Below are 4,663 nucleotides of genomic sequence, written 5' to 3' on the forward strand. Positions count from 1 at the left end.
ACTCTCAGATTCAGTGGCGATAGCTGTGAGGATACACCCGTACCCATGCCGAACACGGTAGTTAAGCTCACAAACGCCGAAAGTACTTGGCTGGAAGCGGCCCGGGAGGATAGGAAGCTGCTGATTAAAATCCCATCTCGTGAGAGATGGGATTTTTACTTTGTATATAACTGGTTGTCCCAAATGTCCGGAAGTGGACGGGAGGAACAAGCTGCTGATTAATTGATTAGAACCGATTGTGCAAACAATCGGTTCTTTTCTTTTGTGCCATTTCCGATGAGTCAGTGCGCCGGTGGATTGAGTCACATACGGTATTCGTGAGTCAGCCTCACCACGGCGAGCCCCGTTTGTTCAAACTTCGAGATTTCGTGGTTCGTGATTCGTGGTTCGTGAAGGTGTCGGCCTGAGGGCCGACGAATTTTATATGGGGAATGTGCACAGGCGGGGGAATTAACTTTTGTGACGCTCATGGCCGGACATCGATAGTGGCGCGCTCCCCGCGTCCGGGGAGCTCCCGACAGGGTGAGGGGGCGTACGATGGTATTGATCGAAGTTGACTGTAAAAGGTTCATGCGTAACGGCATGATTTGAGTCTTTTGGCGGTTACTATGGATTGGGAAATATACGGTATTCGGGAGTCAGCAAACCACGGCACGGCCCGATATAGACTATTTCGAGATTTCGGGGTGCGGGATTGCGTGAAGGTGTCGGCCTGATGGGCTGACGATTTTTTATGGGGATGTGCACAGACGGGGGCGATTTCCGGCGAGGAATCGGTTTTGTGATTCATTTGTCATTTCAAGATTTTGTGCTATATTGATTTCAGAGTGAACTGGAAATATTTCCTTTTTTACGCAGAGGGGGTCATACATATGAACGAAACTTTGAGAACTATCCTGAGCCGGCGGGCCTGCCGGGCGTTTAAACCGGATCTGATTCCGGAGGAGATTTTAAATCAGATTCTGGAGGCAGGAACCTATGCGGCCACGGGCATGGGGCGGCAGTCTCCCATTATCATCATGGTGACGGATAAGGAGCTGCGGGACGAATTGTCCGCATTGAATGCGAAAATCATGGGCACTAAAATGGACCCTTTCTACGGGGCACCGGAATTGGCCATCGTGCTGGCAGATAAGGATAGACCCACCCATGTCTATGATGGAAGTCTGGTCATTGGAAATATGATGCTCGCTGCCGAATCCCTGGGGATTGGAAGCTGCTGGATTCACCGGGCAAAGGAAGAATTCGAGCTGCCTGAAGGAAAGGCCATCCTTGAAAAACTGGGTATCAAAGGAGACTATGAAGGCATAGGCCACTGCATCCTGGGCTATGCGGCAAAGCCGGCCGGAAAGGCGGCTCCCAGGAAGAAGGATTATATTTACCGGATTGGGTAGTTTTGTTTCATCCTGATGGATGACTGAAATCCTGACAGGGTTAAAGTTATCAGTTATGAGTTCTTAGTTCCAGGCGAAGGGGCGGCGCATCAGAATTTCCTGGCGCCGCTTTTTGCTTTTGAAATTCAGGCTTAAACGACTGAATCGCGAAGGTATTGTATCTCATTTAAGCCAAAAGTTTCTGCAATGAACTGCAGAAACTTTTTATTTTGGAGAATTTGTGCAATGAACTGCATAAACTTTTTATTTTTATAAGTTTGTGCAGTGAAATGCATAAACTTATCGCATGCAGGCGAATGGAGGCCCTCTTGACTTGAAGTGAGCTTGAGGGTATACCATGAGATACATTCCATCTTGGTGCGCCATTAAGCAGAGTCTCATTCGGTATTCGTGGGTTAGCCTCACCGCGGCACGCCCCGGTATAGATGATCCCGAGATTTCGTGGTTCGTGATTCGTGGCTCATGAAGGTGTTGGCACTCTCCGCCGACGAATATATGGGGATTTTTCCCCGGCGGGCAATCACGAAGATTTGACTGATTTTCTGCTTTGTTTTTGATTTGGGGATGTCTATGAGGACTATTTTTCATTTCTTTAGAAATATGATCATTGCTCTTTTCATCCTTGCCCTGGGGGCCGGATTTTACCTGGGACACGAGATGACGGAGAATCTGCTGAATGCGCCCTGGGATGAGATTCTGGGGGTTCAGAATCATAAAGGAATAACGCCTGCCATGAAGAAAGCCGAGGCCTGGTCCGGAGGGAAGACGGTTTCCGTTAAATCTTTCGATGGTACGGAGCTGAAAGGGACCTGGATGCCCGATCCCGGGGTAGGCCGGCCTACGGTCATCCTTCTTCACGGGCTGTACCAGAACCGGAGCATGTGCCTTCCCTATACAAGGATGTACAGGAATCTGGGGTACAATATGCTTTTGATCGACCAGAGGGGCCATGGGGAATCGGGCGGCCGGACAACCTGGGGTCTGAAGGAGACCGAAGATTTATCAGCCTGGGTGAAATGGGCCCGAAGAAATACGCCTTCCGGGAAAATCGGCCTTCACGGCGTATCTCTCGGGGCGGCCATGTCCCTCCTGTACAGTGGGACGGAGGAAGGGCAACGCCTTTCCTTTGTCATTTCTGACAGCTCTTATGGAAATCTGGAGCAGCTGGCGGAGGAGAAACTTTTTGCCTGGCTCGGGGATGAAAGGGCACTCTGGGGCCTCCGGGCCATTTATCCCCTCTTTCAGGCAGATCTTCTCTTCCGGTACCATAAGACTACGAGAAATATGGATCCCCTGAATGCGGTGACCCATTCCACCGTGCCCACCCTTTTCCTTCATGGTACGGCAGATACCCTCGTCCCTTATCAAAGGGCAGAGGAGCTCTATGAAGCCTCCTCTTCGCCATCGAAAAAGCTGTACCTCTTCGAAAACGTATCCCACGCTGCCGAATGGGGCGCTTCTCCTTCCACCTACTCGAAAGTGGTGGGGGACTTTTTGAAGGAGAACGGGGCATGAGTTTACGATTGAATATATTTTGAACAAAGCACGTCAAATGACGTACTTTGTTCATTTTTGCCAGGAGCAGCCGGAATTCCTGTCAGATACAATTGAATGAACCAGATGAAATAGTTCATGAAAGCGGAAATAATTAACTGCATGGTGTATAATGAATAAAAGCTGGCAAATGACATATTTTGTTCAAAGTTTGAGGAAAATCACATGGAAATCAAACGTGAATTATACCTTGAAAGACTGAAAAACCGTATGCATAATGGGCTCATCAAGGTCATAACCGGCATCCGGCGAAGTGGGAAGTCTTATCTTCTTTTCGTTTTATTTCGGCGATATCTGCTTCAGTCGGGAGTACCTGAAAATCACATCATTGCAATGGAGCTGGATCGTTATGAAAACAGGGAATACAGGAGACCGGGCAGGCTGCTTTCCTGGATTCGTAAACATGTCAGTGATAAAGGTGATTACTATATCCTTCTTGACGAAGTGCAGCTGCTTGAGAATTTTGAAGAAGTATTAAATTCTCTACTGTATGAAAAAAATCTGGATGTTTATGTGACTGGCAGCAACTCTAAATTCCTTTCAAAAGATGTGATTACAGAATTCCGCGGACGGGGAGACGAAGTCCATATATTTCCACTTTCTTTTGATGAATTCATGTCTGTTTATGAAGGCGATGAAGCTCATGGATGGGCCGATTACATGACTTATGGAGGCCTTCCGCTGATCAGCGAAATGAAAACTGATGAGCAGAAGATGGCTTATCTTATCAACTTGTTTGAAGAAACTTATCTGGTAGATATTCTCGAAAGGAACAGATTGGATAAAAGGCCGGAACTTGAAGATCTGCTGAATGTGCTGGCATCTTCAGTTGGCTCTTTGACCAATCCAACGAAAATTGAGGCGACATTTCAAAGTGTCCTTCATTCATCAATCAGTAAAAATACGATCATCAAGTATCTTGAATATTTGAAAGATGCCTTTATTATTCGTGAGGCCCGGCGATTTGATGTGAAAGGAAGGAAATACATCGGCACTCCCTTGAAATATTACTTTGAAGATGTGGGGCTCAGAAATGCCCGGCTTGGTTTCCGGCAGCAGGACAGGCCCCATCTGGTGGAAAATATCCTTTACAATGAGCTCCGTCTTCGGGGCTTTCAGGTGGATGTGGGGAATGTAAAGCAGCGGTTCATGGATAAAGAAACCGGCAGCCGTCTGTCCAGGACGCTGGAAATTGATTTCGTGGCCAACCGGGGAAGCCGGAGATATTATATCCAGTCAGCCTGGGCCATTCCTTCAGAAGAAAAAATGGAGCAGGAAAAGGCATCGCTCCTGGCACTGGATGATTCTTTCAAAAAAATCATCATCGTCAACGAAATCCTGCGGCCTTTCCAGGACGAAAACGGAATCCTTACACTGGGACTTTTTGATTTTCTCCGCCATCGGGACAGCCTGGAATGGTAAAAAATATAAAATGAAAAAAATGCGTCAGATGACGCATTTTTTTCATTTCGGAAATCAGAGTTTTCAAGGACTTGAGAAATGGTAAGGAATGGGAATTCTGAGCCAATGATCCTGCAGTTTTTTCGTTAGTCGGCTTCATTGTGATGGATGATAAGGGAGTGTACAATAGACTGTGTAAAGTTGAATTGTAACTCAAATGAGAAACAGCAGATAGGTCTCTGAATTAACAACATCATCTCTCAGTAAGGCTTTTCGCAAACGGTGATAGGATACCGCTATAAGACAATAAGCGC

Annotated in this window: 3 protein-coding genes and 1 rRNA gene; all 4 read left to right on the forward strand. The window is 47.1% G+C overall.

The window, feature by feature from the left end:
• The first annotated feature begins 9 nt into the window (after positions 1-9).
• Positions 10-126: ribosomal RNA gene (rrf, locus tag VZT47_RS09350) — 5S ribosomal RNA — on the forward strand.
• 746 nt (positions 127-872) lie between these two features.
• On the forward strand, positions 873-1,394 hold the full coding sequence (locus VZT47_RS09355) for a nitroreductase (RefSeq protein WP_330224700.1): 522 nt from the start codon (positions 873-875) through the stop codon (positions 1,392-1,394).
• A 570-nt stretch (positions 1,395-1,964) separates the two neighbouring features.
• The gene (locus VZT47_RS09360) at positions 1,965-2,909 is read left to right on the forward strand and encodes an alpha/beta hydrolase (protein WP_330224701.1); all 945 of its coding nucleotides are present in this window, start codon (positions 1,965-1,967) and stop codon (positions 2,907-2,909) included.
• Positions 2,910-3,113: 204 nt separating this feature from the next.
• Positions 3,114-4,370: an ATP-binding protein gene (locus VZT47_RS09365; RefSeq protein ID WP_330224702.1), complete on the forward strand. Its 1,257-nt coding sequence runs from the start codon at positions 3,114-3,116 to the stop codon at positions 4,368-4,370.
• Positions 4,371-4,663: the final 293 nt, after the last annotated feature.

Source organism: Dialister sp., assembly GCF_036343215.1.
In the GTDB taxonomy this organism is placed as follows: domain Bacteria; phylum Bacillota; class Negativicutes; order Veillonellales; family Dialisteraceae; genus Dialister.

Bases quoted from the DNA above. Each gene is read 5' to 3' on its own strand.
- VZT47_RS09355 (WP_330224700.1), top strand. From the start codon at position 873: ATGAACGAAACTTTGAGAACTATCCTGAGCCGGCGGGCCTGCCGGGCG.
- VZT47_RS09360 (WP_330224701.1), top strand. From the start codon at position 1,965: ATGAGGACTATTTTTCATTTCTTTAGAAATATGATCATTGCTCTTTTC.
- VZT47_RS09365 (WP_330224702.1), top strand. From the start codon at position 3,114: ATGGAAATCAAACGTGAATTATACCTTGAAAGACTGAAAAACCGTATG.